The sequence below is a fragment of the Pseudomonas sp. OV546 genome (genome assembly GCF_900116845.1).
Classification (GTDB): domain Bacteria; phylum Pseudomonadota; class Gammaproteobacteria; order Pseudomonadales; family Pseudomonadaceae; genus Aquipseudomonas; species Aquipseudomonas petroselini.
Genome location: NZ_FPCE01000017.1, coordinates 1 through 16,815 on the forward strand (window position 1 = coordinate 1; position 16,815 = coordinate 16,815).

A 16,815-nucleotide genomic window follows, 5' to 3' on the forward strand; every position below is an offset into this window, starting at 1 on the left:
ATTTGCTGAAGCGAGGCCAGCTGGCCACGACTCAGTACCCGAATTTCTTGACGACCATAGAGCATTGGAACCACCTGATCCCATCCCGAACTCAGAAGTGAAACGATGCATCGCCGATGGTAGTGTGGGGTTTCCCCATGTGAGAGTAGGTCATCGTCAAGATTAAATTCCAGAACCCCTGTTTGCTAACGCAAACAGGGGTTTTGTTTATGTAGAAGTCCATGAATTTAACCGGCACGTTGCTAACACAACGGTCCGGTGCACAGAATTTCTTGACGACCATAGAGCATTGGAACCACCTGATCCCATCCCGAACTCAGCAGTGAAACGATGCATCGCCGATGGTAGTGTGGGGTTTCCCCATGTGAGAGTAGGTCATCGTCAAGATTGAATTCCGAAACCCCTGTCTGCTAGCGCAGACAGGGGTTTTGTCGTTTAAGAGATGCGGCAGTTGATAGATCCCCGGTAAGCATGTTCGATTTATTCACGTCGTCAGTGATCGATTACCAGGCCATTGCATGACATGCAAAAACCTATGAGGCATCTTGATTCCGGAGCTCCTGCTCTGTTGCAGCAAGTTCACAAAGGCGCCTTGCGCGGACGTATCTGCGGCACGACCCTGGCGACTGAAAGGCTCTGCATCACCGATCCGTTATCGCCTACCACCGGTCGGTTTCTCTCGCGAAAACAGGATATACCTCACAATCCCCTAAGATTTGCCCTGCTTTGGCCGAAAGCCTGATGAGCCATGCGTGCACCGAAATAGAGCGGTCAGAGAGTCCGCCTATACCGTTACATGGAATGTTCCACTCGGCACGCTCACACCCCCATTTGGCAAAAGAAGTCGGTGAAATGAATCTTAAGTTCAGTCATAAAATTCTGTTGGCCGCGTCAGGCGTTGTGGTTCTAGCCTTCGCGTTATTCACGCTTTACAACGACTACCTGCAGCGAAGCACCATCAAGCAAAACCTGGATTCCTCCATCCAGCAATCCGGCGAGCTTACCGCCAGTAGTGTGCAGAACTGGCTCAGTGGGCGAATTCTGGTACTCGAAAGCCTGGCGCAAAATATTGCCCACCAGGGCACTGGCGCAGACCTCCCGGGCTTGGTCGATCAACCTGCCCTGACAGCAAATTTCCAGTTCACCTATGTCGGCCAAACCAACGGTGTGTTCACCCAGCGTCCAGATGCGAAGATGCCTGATGGCTACGACCCCCGTCAGCGTCCTTGGTACAAGCAAGCTGTAGCCACTGATAAAACCATGCTCACCCCGCCTTACATGGCCGCAGTGGGTGGGCAGATCGTAACCATCGCGATGCCGGTGAAAAAGAACGGTGAACTGCTGGGTGTCGTCGGTGGTGACCTGAGCCTGCAAACCCTGGTGAAGATCATCAACTCTGTGGATTTCGGCGGCATCGGCCATGCGTTTCTGGTCAGCGGCGATGGCCAGGTCATCGTCAGTCCTGACCAGGACCAGGTGATGAAGAACCTTAAGGACATCTATCCAGGCTCCCCTGTGCGTATCGAGAAGGTCAGTCAGGATGTCGTCCTCAATGGCCAGGATCGTATTTTGTCGTTCACCCCGATCAGCGGCCTGCCAGATGCGGATTGGTACATTGGTCTGTCGATCGATAAAGACAAGGCCTACGCACCGCTGGGTAAATTCCGTACATCAGCGTTGATTGCCATGTTGATTGCGGTGGTGGCGATCGCAGTGCTCTTGAGCCTGCTGATCCAAGTACTGCTGCGGCCTCTGACCACTATGGGCGTTGCCATGCAGGACATCGCTCAGGGTGAGGGCGACCTGACCCGTCGCCTGGACGTCACCAGCAAGGACGAGTTTGGCGAGGTAGGCAGTGCATTCAATCAATTCGTAGAGCGTATCCACGCCTCCATCTCCGAAGTGTCTTCAGCAACACGCCAGGTGCATGACTTGTCCCAGCGCGTAATGGCATCGTCCAACGCCTCGATCATCGGTTCCGACGAGCAGAGCGCGCGCACTAACAGCGTGGCTGCCGCGATCAACGAGCTGGGCGCAGCCACTCAGGAAATCGCGCGTAATGCTGCCGACGCCTCGCAGCACGCGAGCGGTGCCAGTGAGCAGGCTGACGATGGGCGCAAAGTGGTGGAGCAAACCATTTTGGCGATGTCGGAACTGTCGCAAAAGATCAGCCTGTCCTGCACGCAGATTGAAACCCTGAATGCCAGCACCGACAACATCGGTCACATTCTTGATGTCATCAAAGGCATCTCCCAGCAGACCAACCTGCTTGCGCTCAACGCCGCGATCGAGGCTGCCCGTGCCGGGGAGGCTGGCCGCGGGTTTGCCGTGGTCGCTGATGAAGTGCGTAACCTGGCCCACCGTACGCAGGAGTCGGCTGAAGAAATCCACAAAATGATCACCTCGTTGCAAGTGGGTTCGCGTGAAGCGGTGAGCACGATGAACGCCAGCCAGACCTCCAGCGAAGAAAGTGTCCAGGTGGCCAACCAGGCGGGTGAGCGGCTGATCAGCGTGACGAAGAGGATCGTTGAAATCGATGGCATGAACCAATCGGTCGCTGCCGCCACCGAAGAGCAGACTGCAGTAGTGGAAACACTCAATGTCGACATCAATCAGATCAACCTGCTGAACCAGCAAGGCGTGACCAATCTCAACGAAACATTGAAGGACTGCGATGCGCTGTCCCAGCAGGCCAGCCGCTTGAAACAGCTGGTCGACAGTTTCAAGATCTGACGGTGATTGAACAGGAGCGAGCCCTCTCGCTCCTGCTCCTCAACCCAGCATATGGCGCACATTTCCCAAAGCGTTGTCGGCGAATGTTTGTACAAACTGTTCAAACTCCGCCTGCGCCATTTCTGCTGGCTCGCCGATCAGCGTCCAGGTCGCCCTTGAACCGCTTGAACCGAGTGCTTCCACGCGCATCGCCGCCCACAATCGAGCTACGCCCAGCGTGTTATAGATCGTTGTCCAGGTCATGCTCATGGCATCTTCGTCCCGGCTATTGAGTTGCTCCACGACGCGATGACCATTGTGGAAAAACTTGGTGCGCAAAGCGCCCACGCCGTCCCCCGTCATTTCGATGTGCGACAGGGCCGGAATAAAGGCATCAAAGCCTGCAAAGTGACCCACCACCCCCCACAGTCGCATGGCCTCGCAGTTGACCACGACAGAGGCCACCACCGGCATGCCAGTTGGGTTGTGAATCAATGTATCGGGTTGCAGCGGTTTCATGAGGTTGTCCTTAATCCGTTCAAAGAAAGCCGATAGCCTTGAGGTAGTCGCAGCCCCTTTGCAGCAGCGACGCGCTCTTTTCGGGGTAGTGGGTACCCATTGCTTCCACTGCCCGGCGTGCGTTGTTGCAGTGGATCATTGAGGTGTCGCCAATGTCGTCCCCCAGCCCGTCCATATAAAAGCCCAGTACGCCAAACAGCGCGTTTTCGCGGCTTACCGTGCGCAGCGCCCTTTGCCAGTGCGCGACACTGACGCGCTCGAATTCGTAGCCCGCCCGGCTGAATGCATCCAAATATTGATCCCAGCTCAAAGGCTGTGGGTTATGCAGGTTGAAGACGTTTCGCCTCGCTTCAAAATGGCCGCAGTGGAACGCGAGAAACCGAGCAAAAAAGTCCACAGGCATCAGGTCGAAGTTCACTTCCAAACGGGGCACCAAGCCCAATTGCAGCGAGCCTTTTAGCATCAGCATCAGGCGATTTTTCTGCGGCTGACACACACCGCTCCGGCTGTTGAAACTGATGTTTCCCGGGCGGTGAATGTTCACCCAGGAACCTTGCTTGACCGCGCGCCCCAGCCAGCGCTCAGCGACCCACTTGGACAAGTTGTAGCCATTTTTGATGTAGATCGGCAGGGTCTGCGCGGCCGGGGTTTCGAGGACGTGGCCATGTGCGTCGGTGTCGCTGCAGGCCGACAAGGTCGAGATGAAATTGAGCACTTTCTTGCAGTGGGTCTCACACAAGCGCAGGCATTCCAGCAGGGGGGCGACGTTGTCCTTTACCAACGAGGCGTAGTCCATCACGTGATTGACCCGCGCGGCGTTGTGCACGAGTACACCGTAGTCCCGTGCAAGGTGCTCATACGTATCGCAAGCCAAGCCCAGGCGTGGTTGGCTGATATCCGCGGCATAGACCTGCACCCGGCTCAAGTCCAAGTGTTCAAGACGGTGTTCGCGCAACGCCTGAGCGAATCGCGTGGTTGCGGCTTGTCCCGGCAGCTCCCGCACCAGGCACGCCACGTGGGTTGCACCATTGGCCAACAGCGCCTCGACGATATGCACACCGATAAAACTGTTTGCGCCTGTCACGATCACTTTGTTGCGATCACCGACGCGCTCTACAGGCAGTACCTGAACAACGTCTTCCCTCTGTGCATCCTGAAGTGCCTGGCCGAAAGCTGCTTCAGGCAGCGCCCCATCCTCGATCAGCAGCGCAAGCGTGCGAATCGTTGGTGCTTCAAAGAAGCGGTTCAACGGCAGGCTGCGGCCAAACTGCTCGCGGATACGCAGCAACAACATCGACAACAACATGGAGTGGCCGCCGAGATTGAAGAAGCTGTCATCAATTGACAGCTCGCCCACTGGCAACCGCAACAACTCACGCCATAACGCCACCAGTTGCATGTGAAGGGGCGTTTGCGCAGCCTGCCCGGCGCTATTCAACGTGGGGTGGGCCGGCAACGCCAGCAAGGCCTGGCGGTCGACCTTGCCGTTACTGGAGCAAGGCAGGCTGGGTAGCTCGGCCCACAGGTCGGGCTGCAGGTAATCAGGCAGCCACTGCCGTGCATGCTGTTTCAAGCCGGCTAGCGTAGCGCCAGGCTCCGGTTGGGCGACGACACCACGAATCTTGCGTTCACTATCAATGACCACCGCCACCTGGCGATACAGTCGACTGTCGCGCAGGCACTGTTCGATTTCCTGAGGCGCGACCCGGATTCCGCGAATCTTCACCTGCGCATCGCGCCTGCCGCCCAGCTCGATACCCTCGGCAGTCCACTTCGCAAGGTCGCCACTGCGATAGGCCCGCAGGGGCTTGCCACCCGGCAGGGCCAGCGTCATGAAAGGGTCGTCGGGCAACTGCGCTGCATTTAAATACCCCAGGCCTACCCCAGGGCCGACGATGTACAGCTCGCCCATCACCTGTTCGTCCACCGGTTGCAGGTTATCGTCGAGGATCAGCACTTGGCTGTTGGCGATGGGGCGGCCCAGGTTGCGATTGCCATCCCCGGCTTGCAGGATCCGATGGGTGACCAGTACCGTCGCTTCGGTGGGACCGTAGAGGTTGTGCAGGTGGCATTGGCCTGCCAAGCGTTCGATCACATAAGGCTCGCAGGCATCGCCGCCGGTCAACAGATGCGTCAGGCCCAAGGGTTTATCAAGCGGCAGGAGGCTGAGCAGCGCCGGCGGCAAGAACGCATGGGTGATGCGCTGTTGCCGAATCAGCTCGACCAATTGCTGCGGATCGCGCCGTTGCGTCTCGCTGGGGATGATCAACTCCGCGCCGGCGATCAGGCTGGGGAAAATGTCCATCAGCGATGCATCGAAATTCACCGAGGCGAACTGCAGCACACGACTCCGTTCACTCAGCGCCATTTTGCTGGCAAACCAAGCGCTGAAATGGGCGAGATTGTCCTGGCCGAGCAGCACACCCTTGGGCCGTCCCGTGGTGCCCGAGGTGAAGAGCGCCATGCAAGGTGCTTCAAGGTCGATGCAAGGAGGCCGCAATGGTCGTGCAGTGTCTGGCGCGCCGAGATTGCCGACGTCCAGCGAAACGAAGTGCTCACGCAATGGATGGCTGCCGTCATCCAGCAATACGCGGGCGCCTGCACTTTCCAGCATGACCTGCTGGCGTTGTGATGGGTGGTCGGGCGCCAGCGGCAGGTACACCGCGCCGCAGCCGAGCACTGCGAGAATACTGGCGTACAACGCGATGGATTTTTCCAGGCAAACACCGACTACGGCGGGTGCCTCAATGCCCTCCAGTAGCCGTTCCAGCCGCTGCTGGATGGCGAGCACCTGAGTCTGCAGTTGCCGGTAAGTCGTCACATTGCCCGCAATGTTCAGGGCAGGTCTCTCGGCGAAGGTGAGAAGGCTGGCCTGCAATCGCTCGATCACCGGCACCCGGGCTGCCTGCCACACGGCCGGGTCCGCCGTGCGATTAAACCGATGCAGAAACGCCACCGCTTCCAGCCCCTGCATGCCTTGCTCAGGCCAGGCATTGGCGCAGGCCTCTGGGGGCAAATACTCAGGGTCACGTGCAACACGACTGATGTGCAAGGCAACCCATTCCGCCAGCACCCGGGTTGCGTGCAAGCGCAGTCGCTGGCCGTTCCCACTGGGCTCTTCGGCAAGGTCCAGCGCGGCAAGCAGGCGCCTGTTGCGGTCATAGCCGCGCAACTGTACGGCGGGCAGCCCGTATTCAGTCAGAGCGCCGATGCCCACGCGCAAGCTGATGCGGGAGGCTTCGGACAAGCGCCGGGGTACTGGCTGGCTCCCGTCTTCGATCACCCAGTCGGCGGCCTCATCACCAGACCGATGGCCGTACTGCTCCAGCACGTGCTTCACGCTCTCCAGGGCTTGGCTGACACCGACCCATCCAATGGTCAGGCATCTCATGCCGCTCTCCCGGCCAGGGGCAAATAGTCACTCAATGCCTGTGTCACGCTGGGTGTCTGCAGCAAGCCGCTACGCTGCAGAAAACCTGTGATGTTACCGATCAGTGGGTGTTGTCGGGTGATGGGGAAATCCAGCGCGTTTACTTCTCGTGTCAGCGCCTGACGGATGTTGGGGTCCACGTCCAGACGTTCGATCAGTTGCAGGTCGAAGGACTTCTGCAGGTCGTTGGTCAGGTAGTGGCTCAAGAATGTTGGCAGCACGTCGGCGATGCTGTCGCGATCCTCCGGGCTCGCCGCTTGCCAGTAGAGGCGTACCAGGCGTGTCCAGAATTGCGCATGACGCCCTTCGTCAGAGAGATGATCGGCCATCATGCCGCGGACCGACGACTTGACGCTGTCGTCCTTGGCGAAGGCGGCGACGTCATGGGTCACCGTGTTTTCGGCGATGGCCACGCCAATCAACTCAACCGCGTCACGCAGGTGTGCCGGGGCCTGCGCCTGTGCTGCCGGCAGGGCGCGACTGAGCTCGATTTGTGCCGGCAGTTCGAGCGGTTCTATACCGGTCATTGCCACGGTCTGTTGCAGGAAATCCAGTGCGACCAGGGCATGGTAATCCTCGTCCACCACGATGGTCATTGCGTCGTAGCGACAGGCGAGGGGGAAGGTGATGGCGAAGCGGTTCTTGGCAATGCGGCGGGCGGTCTTGTCGACGATCTCGGTTTCGAAAATAACTACGTCATTGATGAATTTATAGAAGCTTTGCACCAGCACAAAATCGCGCCATTGCGAGCAGTGCTCGAGAAACGTCGCGCCCACTACCAGTGGCTGGCGACACAATGGATAGATCAGATTGCCGTCGTTTTCCAGCACGCGGCGAGGACGTGTGCGAATGGTTGCACGGCACTCCCAATCCTCAGCGATGGAGCGATAGTCAGCGGTATTCATGGATGCCCCCTTGCAACGAGGCACGCACCGAGTCCCAGAAGGTGATGCGGTTTTCCACCGCGTTGAGTGCAGCGCCCGCAGCTTCTTCTTTGCGGCACGCGTCGGCGCCAATCAGGCGTTGCAGTAACTGTTGCGCCGCTGGCTCATGGCCCTGGGTATCCAATTCGATGTGACGGTTCAGGTAGTGGCCCAGGATAGGCGCCTGTTGATTGATGATCCCGTTACCTTGCAACAGACGTTCGAACATGGCCGGGATTACACTCTCACGGCCGTGCAGGAACGCTGCGGCGACACAATGGGTCGGGGCATTTAACGCGATAAGCAACGTGTCCTCGACGAAGCGGGACACGCCTTGCGGTACATCGATCTGTTGCAAGGCTGCGTGGGCCTCGATGCCTCCGCGTTGCAGCGTAATAAAGGCATCGATGGCGGCGGTGCTGGCGCCCACTTCGACCATTGCTTCACGGTACAGCTCGAAGTGGCTGCTATAGCCTCGCTCAGGATGCTCGTCGGACTCCTCACCCAGCACGATCTCGTTAATCAATCGGGCAGCGTGTGGATCGGTCGGGGGAAGCCAGGGTAGCCGCGTGCACGTCAGGTCCTGTTGCAGGCGTTTGGTGAGGGTCATGAAGTCCCATACCGCAAATACGTGGCTCTCCATGAAAAGTTGTAACTTACCCAGTGAAGTTATTTCATCAAATAACAGATGGCTGCATAACAGCTGTTTTTTTTGCTCAAGCAAAGTTTGATACATGGTTGATGCCTATAAGTTGTCGCGACTGCTCGTGAAGCAGTGATGGCTTTTGCAGCCGGAAGTAGACAAGTAGCGTTCAGTCAGGCCACGCGCAAGGCGCGCCATAGGCCTGGATGGATACGGACAGTTGAAAAGTTTAATGTTCAGCGGAAGATAATAAGCTGATTAAACGTTTGGGTGAGCTTATAAGTGCACTGGATGTTTTTTCGAGAAGTTACATGTGGTGTGTAAAGTGCGTTTTAAAGGTGGGAAGTTTCTTGGGTAGAAGCAGGTTTAGTTTAATCAAGTTGTTTTAATCACGTCATCTTGACGCGGCGCTCTCCTTGAGGGGGAGCCCCGCAACGCAGGGGGGCGAGCGTTGCGGTGGAAAACCTATCTGTCGGCTTCTTCAAGGCCATTGAGATAGTTCGCGATGACTTCCATGCCGCGCGTCAGGTGATTGCGCAGTGCCAGGATGCTTTCGTCGAGCTTCTTCTGCGCCACCAGGTTCAGCAGTTCACGGTGATCTTCCTGGGATGTCTCGCCCAGCCCCATCGCTTCAAGGTTGAAGCGCAAAAAACGCTCCTCTTCATTCAAACCGTGTTCGACCAGCTTGAGCAGCCGCTGGTTAGGAGCCTTGCCATACAGGACCATGTGAAACAGTCGATTCAGGCGGCCAATCTCGGTGTAGTCTTTCTCCCGTTCCAAGGCATCGATGTAGGTATTCGCCTCGGCGATATCGGCGGCGGTCAGCAACGGGGTCGACAAGCGCAGCGCTTCCGACTCCAGAAGAATGCGCAAGGCATAGGTCTCAGCCGAGTTGTCCTCAATCAGCGGCGCAACCACTGCGCCCTTGTGCGTCACCACATGCAGCAATGACTGTGCCTCCAACTGGCGCAAGGCTTCGCGGACTGGCATGCGGCTGACCCCGAACAGGCTGGCCAGCTCTTGCTGGCGCATGGCGGTACCACACGGCAACCGGCCATCGAGAATGGCGTTACGCAAGGTTTCTTCAATTACGGAGCGGGCAAGGTGGGCGGGAATCGGCCCGCTGATCTTGATGCTGTTCAAAGGGTTCGGCTTCTGCGTCACGGCTACGCTATCCTCCTTATTAGAATGAGTGTGGCTAATTGGATCCAATGCACACTAGAGACTGCCTGCCGGGTTGTCAAACGGGCAAGGTTTTCGGCTTGTAAGCGGCTAAACACGCGGTTCTTGGCGCCCACACAGCGTTTCTACGGCGTCTTACAGCTGAACGTTTCGCTTCGCTGATTTATGCCATCCCCGCCGCCGAAAGCGCCTTTTCGCCGGAACATTCCTGTCTATAGATATTCATTATCGGTATTTAAAATGCCGCTCTTATATCTATAAAGTCACTCTCCTGTCTGACCGGGAGTGAACTCATGTCCGCCGCCTCTACTGTTCCAACAGCGATCCCTACCCACCAAACCTTCGAGATTCGCCCACTTCCCGGCAGTGTCGGTGCCGAGATCATTGGCCTGGACTTGACCCGTGCGATCAACGACAAAGATTTCGCGCGCATCCACCGCGCACATCTGGACCATCATGTCGTGGTCTTCCGTGACCAACGCATCACCCCCGAGCAACAGATCGCCTTCAGCCGTCGCTTTGGCGTGCTGCAGATCCATGTGCTCAAACAGTTCCTGTTGGCCAACCATCCGGAAATCCTGATCGTCTCCAACATCATCGAAAACGGCCAGTCCATCGGCCTGGGGGACGCGGGCAAATTCTGGCATTCGGACCTGTCCTATAAAGAACTGCCGAGCCTGGGCTCGATGCTGCACGCTCAGGAGCTGCCCTCTGAAGGCGGCGACACCTTGTTCGCCGATATGCACAAAGCCTGGGACCAATTGCCCGAGCACTTGCGCAACGCCGTCGAAGGTCGCAGTGCCGCCCATTCCTACACCGCGCGCTACAGCGAAACCAAATTCGAAGGCAACTGGCGCCCCACGTTGACCCCTGAGCAGCTTGCCCAGGTGGCGGAAGTCGTGCACCCCATCGTGCGCACTCACCCGGAAAACGGCCGCAAAGCGCTGTTTGTCAGTGAAGGTTTCACCACCCGCATCGTCGGCCTGCCGGAGGACGAAAGCCGCGACCTGCTGGCCCAACTCTATGCGCACAGCGTGTTGCCGCAAAACATCTACCGCCACCAGTGGCAGCCCCACGATCTGGTGTTCTGGGACAACCGTTCGCTGATCCACTTGGCCGCCGGTTGCCCGAGCCATCTGCGCCGCAAGCTGTTTCGTACCACCATCCAGGGCGACGCGCCTTTCTGATTCGGAGCATGACCATGTCCAGGAACATTCCATTTGCACGGCTGGCCGCGACCGTCGGCCTGGGTATCAGCCTGCTGGCCGGCAGCCTGGTCGCGCCAGCGGCCGCGCAGGCCGAAGGCGAGATTCGCATTGCTGAGCAGTTCGGCATCGTCTACCTGTTACTCAACGTGGTACGCGACCAGAACCTGATCGAGAAATACGGTAAGCAGGAAGGCATCGACATCAAGGTGGACTGGACTCAGCTGTCTGGCGGCGCGGCAGTCAACGACGCACTGCTCTCCGGTTCCATCGATATTGCCGGTGCCGGTGTCGGCCCGCTGCTGACCATCTGGGATCGCACCCACGGCAAGCAGAACGTCAAGGCCGTCGCTTCCCTGGGCAACTTCCCGTACTACCTGGTCAGCAACAACCCCAAGGTCAAGACCATCGCCGATTTCACCGAGAAAGATCGCATTGCCGTACCGGCGGTGGGCGTGTCGGTGCAGTCGCGTTTCCTGCAATACGCGGCGGCCAAACAATGGGGTGACAAGGAATTCAACCGCCTCGACAAGTACACCGTTGCCGTCCCGCACCCGGATGCCACCGCCGCGCTGATCGCTGGCGGCACCGAGCTCACCGGGCACTTTTCCAACCCACCGTTCCAAGACCAGGCCCTGGCCAACCCGAACGTGCACGTGGTGCTGAACACCTACGACCTGCTCGGCCCGAACTCGCCGACGGTGCTGTTCGCCACCGAGAAATTTCGCAACGACAACCCGAAAACCTACAAGGCGTTCGTCGAGGCATTGACCGAAGCCGCGCAGTTCGCCCAGAACGACAAAGGCGCAGCGGCGGACACCTACATCCGTGTCACCAACGCCAAGATCGACCGCGCCGAGTTGCTGAAAATCATCGACAACCCGCAGTTCGAATTCAGCGTCACGCCGAAAAACACCTACCCGCTGGCGGAATTCCTCTACCGCGTTGGCGCCATCAAGAACAAGCCTGAATCGTGGAAGGACTATTTCTTCCAGGACGCCAAGCCCCTGCAAGGAAGTTGAGATGAACGCGCCTTTGCAAGGCCACGCGGCCAGCAACCTGCACACCACCGGCCCGCTGCTGGCGGTGGATAACGTCAGCCTGGAATACCGCACCCCCGAGCGCGTGGTGCGGGCCACCCACCAGGTGAGTTTCGAGATCGACCCGGCCGATCGCTACGTGCTGCTCGGCCCTTCGGGCTGCGGTAAGTCCACCTTGCTCAAATCCATCGCCGGGTTTATCAAACCCTGCGAAGGCGAGATCCGCTTGCTGGGCCAGAAGGTCGAGCAACCAGGCCCGGACCGTATCGTGGTGTTCCAGGAATTCGACCAGTTGCCGCCGTGGAAGACCGTCAAACAGAACGTGATGTTTCCGCTGCTGGCCTCGAAAACCTTGAAGCGCGCCGAAGCCGAAGAACGCGCGCTGCACTACCTCGACAAAGTCGGCCTCACCGCCTTTGCCGATGCCTACCCGCACACCCTTTCCGGCGGTATGAAAGCCCGCGTCGCCATCGCCCGTGCCCTGGCCATGCAGCCGAAAATCCTGTTGATGGACGAACCCTTCGCCGCCCTCGACGCGCTGACCCGGCGCAAGATGCAGGAAGAGTTGCTGCTGCTCTGGGAAGAAGTGAGTTTCACGCTGCTGTTCGTCACCCACTCCATTGAGGAAGCGCTGGTGGTGGGTAATCGCATCCTGTTGCTGTCGCCTCACCCGGGACGCGTGCGCGCGGAAATCCACAGCCATCAATACGACCTGCACAGCCTCGGTGGCGTGGAGTTCCAGGCGTCGGCACGGCGCATTCATCGCCTGCTGTTCGATGAAGCGCCCGAGGCCGAACGCGAGTTGGGTTTCGCCGATATCCGCATCGCTTACTGAAGGGACAACCCATGCGCCAGGAATACGAAATCACCCTCGAGCCGTTGCTCAGTGTCCCAGTGGAACGCGAGCTGCCGCTGCGTCAACGTTTGTGGCAACAAGGCTGGCTGCGCAAGGGCCTGATCCTGATCGTGCTCGCGATCCTCTGGGAAGCCGTTGCGCGTTATCAGAACAACGACCTGCTGTTGCCGAGCTTCTTGCAGACCTTTCACGCACTGTACGACGGGCTGCTCAGCGGTGAATTGCTCAGCAAAGTCAGCATTTCGCTGGTGGTGCTGATCAAGGGTTACCTGATCGGCATTGTGCTGGCGTTTGCCCTGACCACCTTGGCGGTATCGACCCAACTGGGCCGTGATCTGCTGAGCACCCTGACCTCGATGTTCAACCCGCTGCCGGCGATTGCCTTGCTGCCGCTGGCGCTGCTGTGGTTTGGCCTGGGGCAGAACAGCCTGATCTTCGTGCTGGTGCATTCGGTGCTGTGGGCGTTGGCGCTCAACACCTATTCGGGGTTCCTCGGCGTGTCCGAAACCCTGCGCATGGCTGGCCGCAATTACGGCCTCAAGGGCATGCGTTTTGTGCTGTTCATCCTCATCCCGGCGGCGCTGCCGTCGATCCTCGCGGGCCTCAAGATTGGCTGGGCATTTGCCTGGCGCACGCTGATCGCGGCCGAACTGGTATTCGGCGCCACCAGCGGCAAGGGTGGCCTGGGGTGGTACATCTTCCAGAATCGCAACGAGCTGTATACCGACAAGGTGTTTGCCGGGCTGGCGGTGGTGATCCTGATCGGCCTGCTTGTGGAAAATCTGGTGTTTGACACGTTCGAGCGCCTGACCGTGAAGCGCTGGGGCATGCAGCGCTAAACAGGAATGATTGCTCTTTGTCCGCCGTGAACCCGATAATATCGGCCAAATCTGACGTCGCCCTGGCGTCAGGTGTGCCCGGTAAAAGGATTTACGACGATGCGGTTTTTTGTGTTGGCGGCGGCTTTGTGTTTGTCGACTTCGGTTCTGGCGGAATTCGTGCCTGAAGTGGTCACCATGCCCAAGCCGCTGTACCCCAGCCACCTGATAGCCACCCAGGGGCACGCACGCATCAGCCTGAACATTCATAACGACGGTACGGTCAGCGACGTCAAAGCGCTCAGCGCCACCAAGCCGGCGTTTGGTGAAGCCGCCGTGGCGGCGGCCACGCTATGGCGGTTCAAGCCCTGGACGGTAGAGGCCGATCGGCCCGCAGTGCTCCAGGCGCAAAACGATATGGTGTTCACACCCGAACCGGTGAGAAAGGAAACCACTCAACTGACCTTTACCCAGACCACCTACCAATCCTGCAGCGCGCTGACCGAAGAAGTCAGCCAGTTCCGTCGCGAACATCCCACGCGCCCCTTGATCGCAATGAAGAGCTTTGCCATTACCCGCGTCGCGGTGATGTTCCCGGCGCTGAGCGGTAAGAGCGACTACAACGAAGGCCTGGCTCGCGCCGACGAACTGGAAAATGCCCTGCCGGACATCGTGCGCAAATGCCAGGCCCATCCCAAAGCCGCCTTTGCGGACTACCTGCCCCGCAACGTGAAGCCTTACCTGTAAAGCCTGCTACGATTGCGCTCAATTCACGCCTTGTTGATCACGAGTGCTTGGCATGCAACTACCGGACATGAACCTGCTGGTCGCCCTCGACGCCTTGCTCGACGAGGGCAGTGTGGTTGGCGCCGCGCGCCGCATGAACCTCAGCCCGGCGGCCATGAGCCGCACCCTGACGCGTATTCGCGAAGCGGTGGGCGACCCGATCCTGGTGCGCGCCGGTCGCGGCCTGGTGCCCACGCCTAAGGCGTTGCAGCTGCAAGGCCAGGTGCGCAACGTCGTCGAGCAGGCGGCGCTGCTGTTCCGCTCGGCGGACCAGGTGGATCTGAGCACCTTGCGCCGCCGCTTCAGCGTGCGCGCCAATGACTTCTTTATCGGCGTATACGGCGGGCGGCTGTTCGACACCATGGAGCGCCTGGCGCCCCTGTGCGAGCTGTGCTTCGTGCCCGAAGGCGATACCGATGACGAGGCCCTGCGCGAAGGGCGCCTGGATTTACGCGTGAGCAACACCATGCCGGCCAGCCCCGAGGTGAAGGTGCAGAACCTGTTCTCCACCACCTTCGTCGGCCTGGCGCGGGAAGACCACCCGTTGTTCGACGAAGAAATCACCGCCGCACGCTTCGCCAGCTACTCCCATATCAGCATCTCGCGGCGCGGCATCGCGCGGGGGCCGATCGATACCGCGCTGAATGCCCAGGGCCTGGAGCGCCGCGTGGCGATGATCGCCCCAGGCTTTCACGGCGCGATGTTCATGCTGCCCGACTCCGACCTGATCCTGCCGGTGCCTAAGGAGGCGCTGTTGAGTGCCAATCGCCTGAAGCTGCCACTGCGCGCATTCGCCCTGCCTATCTCGCTGCCGACGCTGGTATTGGCCCAATCCTGGCACCCGCGATTCGACAAAGACCCCGCCCACAAATGGCTGCGCGAAACCCTGCGCGAGAGCTGCCACGCCACGTGGCTCGAAGCCCAGCCGGCCTGAAGTGAACTCGGTGAATGTGGGAGCTGGCTTGCCTGCGATTGCGGTCTGACTGTTCCAAATGGATCACTGACCCACCGCTATCGCCGGCAAGCCAGCTCCCACAGAGGTTGGTGTTTATCGTGATTGTTGCGTCTGGTGCAGTTACACACTGCCAACAAGTAACTTTTTGTCATGTTTGTGCCTGATTAAACTGCTCGGGTATCTATCATTCGAGCTACTTGTTCATGACGTCCCTCGCTGCACCCACCCTTGCGGCGGCAGCCAAGCCCACTGCCATGACCCCGCCCGTGTTCGGCCCGCGCATCATCATCGGGCTGGTTGGCGTGTTGCTGGCGGTGCTGGTCTCCGGTCTCAACGAGATGGTCACCAAAGTGGCCCTCGCCGATATTCGCGGCGCGCTGTACATCGGGTTTGACGAAGGCACCTGGCTGGTCGCGGCCTACACCGCCACCTCGGTATCAGCCATGGCCTTTGCACCCTGGTGTTCGGTGACTTTTTCCCTGCGCCGCTTCACCCTCTGGGCGATCGGAGTATTTACGGTGCTGGGGATCCTGTGTCCGTTCGCGCCGAACTACGAAAGCCTGCTGCTGCTGCGCACCGTGCAAGGCCTGGCCGGTGGTGCGCTGCCGCCGATGCTGATGACCGTGGCGCTGCGCTTCCTGCCGGCCAACGTCAAGCTGTACGGCCTGGCCGGCTACGCCCTCACCGCCACCTTCGGCCCGAGCCTGGGCACGCCGTTGGCGGCACTGTGGACCGAGTACGTCGGCTGGCAGTGGGCGTTCTGGCAGATCGTTGCGCCGTGTCTGCTGGCCATGGCCGCCGTGGCCTACGGGCTGCCGCAGGACCCGCTGCGCCTGGAGCGCTTCAAGCAGTTCAACTGGCGCGGCCTGCTGCTGGGCTTCCCGGCGATCTGCATGCTGGTGATCGGCATCCTGCAAGGCAATCGCCTGGACTGGTTCGAGTCGGGCCTGATCACCTTCCTGCTGTCGGGTGGCAGCGTGTTGTTGGTGCTGTTCATGGTGAACGAGTGGTCGCACCCGATGCCGTTTTTCAAATTGCAGATGCTCGGGCTGCGCAACCTGTCGTTCGCCCTGATTGTGCTGGCGGGCGTGCTGATGGTGCTGACCTCGGTGATCATCATCCCGTCGAGTTTTCTCGCCCAGGTCCAGGGGTACCGTCCGCTGCAAACCGCGCCGGTGATGCTGTTGATGGCGATCCCGCAATTGATCGCGCTGCCGCTGGTGGCGGCGCTGTGCAACCTGCGCTGGGTCGATTGCCGCTGGGTGCTCGGGATCGGCCTGGGGATGCTGGTGCTGTGCTGCGTGGGCAGTGCGCACCTGACCTCGGCCTGGATTCGCGATGACTTCTACGGCCTGTACCTGCTGCAAATTTTCGGACAACCGATGGCCGTGTTGCCGCTGCTGATGCTCTCCACCGGCAGCATCCAGCCAACGGACGGCCCGTTCGCCTCGGCCTGGTTCAACACCATCAAAGGCCTGGCCGCCGTGATTGCCACCGGCGTGCTCGACACCTTGACCACCCAACGCCTGCACTTCCACTCGACCCTGCTGGTGGACCGCCTGGGCAACTCACCCCTTGCCAACGGCGACGCGCCGGGCTTGGCGCACCGTCTGCACGAGCAGGCCGTGGTGCTGACCTCTTCGGATCTCTATTACGTCATGGCCGCAGTCGCGGCGGCGTTGATCCTGCTGATTTTCTGGATGCCCAGGCGGATTTTCCCGCCTCGTGCACCGACTTGATTGAAAG

At 59.5% G+C, this 16,815-nt stretch carries 13 protein-coding genes, 2 rRNA genes and 1 pseudogene; 11 read left to right on the plus strand and 5 right to left on the minus strand.

Translation table 11 applies throughout. The features are described from left to right. Positions 1-46 precede the first annotated feature (46 nt). From rrf (BM403_RS27795) to BM403_RS32695, 4 genes and pseudogenes are all read left to right on the plus strand, one after another. Positions 47-162, plus strand: a 5S ribosomal RNA gene (rrf, locus tag BM403_RS27795). 109 nt (positions 163-271) lie between these two features. Continuing rightward, positions 272-387: ribosomal RNA gene (gene rrf / locus BM403_RS27800) — 5S ribosomal RNA — on the plus strand. 465 nt (positions 388-852) lie between these two features. Then, positions 853-1,830, plus strand: a pseudogene (locus tag BM403_RS32690) (cache domain-containing protein); the annotation flags it as partial. Between the two features lie 117 nt (positions 1,831-1,947). Further along, on the plus strand, positions 1,948-2,733 hold the full coding sequence (locus tag BM403_RS32695; protein WP_370636097.1) for a methyl-accepting chemotaxis protein: 786 nt from the start codon (positions 1,948-1,950) through the stop codon (positions 2,731-2,733). A gap of 39 nt (positions 2,734-2,772) precedes the next feature. Here BM403_RS32695 and BM403_RS27810 read toward each other — a convergent pair whose 3' ends face one another. From BM403_RS27810 to BM403_RS27830, 5 genes are all read right to left on the minus strand, one after another. Beyond that, entirely contained in the window at positions 2,773-3,231 is a 459-nt protein-coding gene (locus tag BM403_RS27810; protein WP_093546176.1) for an SRPBCC family protein, read from the minus strand. 19 nt (positions 3,232-3,250) lie between these two features. Then, complete coding sequence (locus BM403_RS27815; protein ID WP_093546179.1) at positions 3,251-6,622, minus strand: amino acid adenylation domain-containing protein; 3,372 nt, start codon at positions 6,620-6,622, stop codon at positions 3,251-3,253. Beyond that, positions 6,619-7,566 (minus strand): diiron oxygenase, encoded by a 948-nt coding sequence (locus BM403_RS27820; protein WP_012721559.1) that lies wholly within the window; start codon positions 7,564-7,566, stop codon positions 6,619-6,621. Before BM403_RS27820 ends, BM403_RS27815 begins: the two co-directional genes overlap by 4 nt. Beyond that, complete coding sequence (locus tag BM403_RS27825) at positions 7,553-8,320, minus strand: DUF3050 domain-containing protein (protein ID WP_093546182.1); 768 nt, start codon at positions 8,318-8,320, stop codon at positions 7,553-7,555. The genes BM403_RS27820 and BM403_RS27825 overlap by 14 nt, the downstream gene beginning before the upstream one ends. A gap of 372 nt (positions 8,321-8,692) precedes the next feature. After that, entirely contained in the window at positions 8,693-9,391 is a 699-nt protein-coding gene (locus tag BM403_RS27830) for a GntR family transcriptional regulator (protein WP_012721561.1), read from the minus strand. A 311-nt stretch (positions 9,392-9,702) separates the two neighbouring features. Here BM403_RS27830 and BM403_RS27835 point away from each other — a divergent pair, with 311 nt between their 5' ends. The 7 genes from BM403_RS27835 to BM403_RS27865 all read left to right on the plus strand — a co-directional run bounded on the left by BM403_RS27835 (position 9,703) and on the right by BM403_RS27865 (position 16,808). Beyond that, on the plus strand, positions 9,703-10,596 hold the full coding sequence (locus tag BM403_RS27835; protein WP_012721562.1) for a TauD/TfdA dioxygenase family protein: 894 nt from the start codon (positions 9,703-9,705) through the stop codon (positions 10,594-10,596). Between the two features lie 14 nt (positions 10,597-10,610). Continuing rightward, a complete protein-coding gene (locus BM403_RS27840; RefSeq protein ID WP_043204612.1) occupies positions 10,611-11,636 on the plus strand; it encodes an ABC transporter substrate-binding protein in 1,026 nt (341 codons plus the stop codon). Between the two features lies 1 nt (position 11,637). Then, positions 11,638-12,489, plus strand: coding sequence for an ABC transporter ATP-binding protein (locus tag BM403_RS27845; protein ID WP_093546185.1), 852 nt, complete (start codon positions 11,638-11,640; stop codon positions 12,487-12,489). A gap of 11 nt (positions 12,490-12,500) precedes the next feature. Further along, positions 12,501-13,349, plus strand: a complete 849-nt coding sequence (locus BM403_RS27850; RefSeq protein WP_012721565.1) for an ABC transporter permease — start codon at positions 12,501-12,503, stop codon at positions 13,347-13,349. A gap of 99 nt (positions 13,350-13,448) precedes the next feature. Continuing rightward, positions 13,449-14,075: a TonB family protein gene (locus tag BM403_RS27855; RefSeq protein ID WP_093546188.1), complete on the plus strand. Its 627-nt coding sequence runs from the start codon at positions 13,449-13,451 to the stop codon at positions 14,073-14,075. Positions 14,076-14,127: 52 nt separating this feature from the next. Then, on the plus strand, positions 14,128-15,048 hold the full coding sequence (locus BM403_RS27860) for a LysR family transcriptional regulator (protein ID WP_012721567.1): 921 nt from the start codon (positions 14,128-14,130) through the stop codon (positions 15,046-15,048). Between the two features lie 224 nt (positions 15,049-15,272). Continuing rightward, positions 15,273-16,808, plus strand: coding sequence for an MFS transporter (locus tag BM403_RS27865; RefSeq protein WP_093546191.1), 1,536 nt, complete (start codon positions 15,273-15,275; stop codon positions 16,806-16,808). The last annotated feature ends 7 nt before the right edge of the window (positions 16,809-16,815 follow it).

Coding starts and splice junctions, on each gene's coding strand:
- BM403_RS27820 (WP_012721559.1), bottom strand. CDS start 7,566: ATGAATACCGCTGACTATCGCTCCATCGCTGAGGATTGGGAGTGCCGT.
- BM403_RS27840 (WP_043204612.1), top strand. CDS start 10,611: ATGTCCAGGAACATTCCATTTGCACGGCTGGCCGCGACCGTCGGCCTG.
- BM403_RS27835 (WP_012721562.1), top strand. CDS start 9,703: ATGTCCGCCGCCTCTACTGTTCCAACAGCGATCCCTACCCACCAAACC.
- BM403_RS27855 (WP_093546188.1), top strand. CDS start 13,449: ATGCGGTTTTTTGTGTTGGCGGCGGCTTTGTGTTTGTCGACTTCGGTT.
- BM403_RS32695 (WP_370636097.1), top strand. CDS start 1,948: ATGGCATCGTCCAACGCCTCGATCATCGGTTCCGACGAGCAGAGCGCG.
- BM403_RS27860 (WP_012721567.1), top strand. CDS start 14,128: ATGCAACTACCGGACATGAACCTGCTGGTCGCCCTCGACGCCTTGCTC.
- BM403_RS27810 (WP_093546176.1), bottom strand. CDS start 3,231: ATGAAACCGCTGCAACCCGATACATTGATTCACAACCCAACTGGCATG.
- BM403_RS27865 (WP_093546191.1), top strand. CDS start 15,273: ATGACGTCCCTCGCTGCACCCACCCTTGCGGCGGCAGCCAAGCCCACT.
- BM403_RS27845 (WP_093546185.1), top strand. CDS start 11,638: ATGAACGCGCCTTTGCAAGGCCACGCGGCCAGCAACCTGCACACCACC.
- BM403_RS27850 (WP_012721565.1), top strand. CDS start 12,501: ATGCGCCAGGAATACGAAATCACCCTCGAGCCGTTGCTCAGTGTCCCA.
- BM403_RS27815 (WP_093546179.1), bottom strand. CDS start 6,622: ATGAGATGCCTGACCATTGGATGGGTCGGTGTCAGCCAAGCCCTGGAG.
- BM403_RS27825 (WP_093546182.1), bottom strand. CDS start 8,320: ATGTATCAAACTTTGCTTGAGCAAAAAAAACAGCTGTTATGCAGCCAT.